General features: G+C 45.1%; 1 protein-coding gene. It reads left to right on the forward strand.

Features of this window, described 5'->3' with window-relative positions; genetic code table 11:
• Positions 1-107: 107 nt before the first annotated feature.
• Positions 108-874, forward strand: a 767-nt coding sequence (locus tag A3729_RS03450) for a UvrD-helicase domain-containing protein (protein WP_156497619.1), incomplete at its 3' end; no start/stop codon positions are given.

Genomic DNA, 874 nt, shown 5'->3' on the forward strand with positions numbered 1-874 from the left:
CGCCGAGGTTCGAGTTTTACCTGATATAGAGTCGCAGCGACTGTTAAGCAAGTTGCTGCCTATAAAGAAGAGTTTATTTTCACCGACTTGCAAGGGGAGGTTCTAAAATGAAAACGCTAGACCTCTGTCAGTTCCCGCTTGATTCATTGTCACTAATTGAAGCGAGCGCAGGAACCGGGAAAACCTATGCGGTCGCCAATCTCTACTTACGTTATTTGCTAGAACAAAAGCTCGGGGTAGATGAAATTCTGGTAGTGACCTTTACCGAGGCAGCAACGCAAGAGCTTCGTGATCGAGTCCGTGCACGAATTCAGGAGCTTTCCCAGGTATTAAATGGTGAACCTAGTGACGATGAGGTGCTGAATTATTTGTACCAACAATCATCGGATATTGAGGCAGATAAACTTCGTTTAAGAATCGCAGAACGTCAAATAGACCAATCTGAAATCCATACAATTCATGGTTTCTGTCAGCAGCTTCTGGCGCGTCATGCATTAGATTTAAATGTCGCTTTTACGCAAAACCTGATGGAAGACACCAAGCCTCTGTTGCTGCGGGTCTGTGAGGATTACTGGCGCCAGGAAGTCTTTGCTCTACCACAAGAGTTGTTACTAGAGGTCTATAGTAACTGGGCGACGCCTGCAGAACTGATGTCGTCTCTTGAACCTTTGATTAATAGACGACCAGATGTATTCACACCAGCTGTACTTGAGGGTGGTCTTTCAGCCTGGGAGCAGCATTACCATGCCACAATTGATTGGTATCAAACACTTCGCTCACGAACCTTAGATAGCATCGATGAAGTACAGAAACTTGTCGCTGAATCAATGCTAAAAGGCGTGAACCATAAGAATAAATGGCTCACTTTGATTCG

The sequence above is a fragment of the Oleiphilus sp. HI0043 genome (assembly GCF_001634935.1).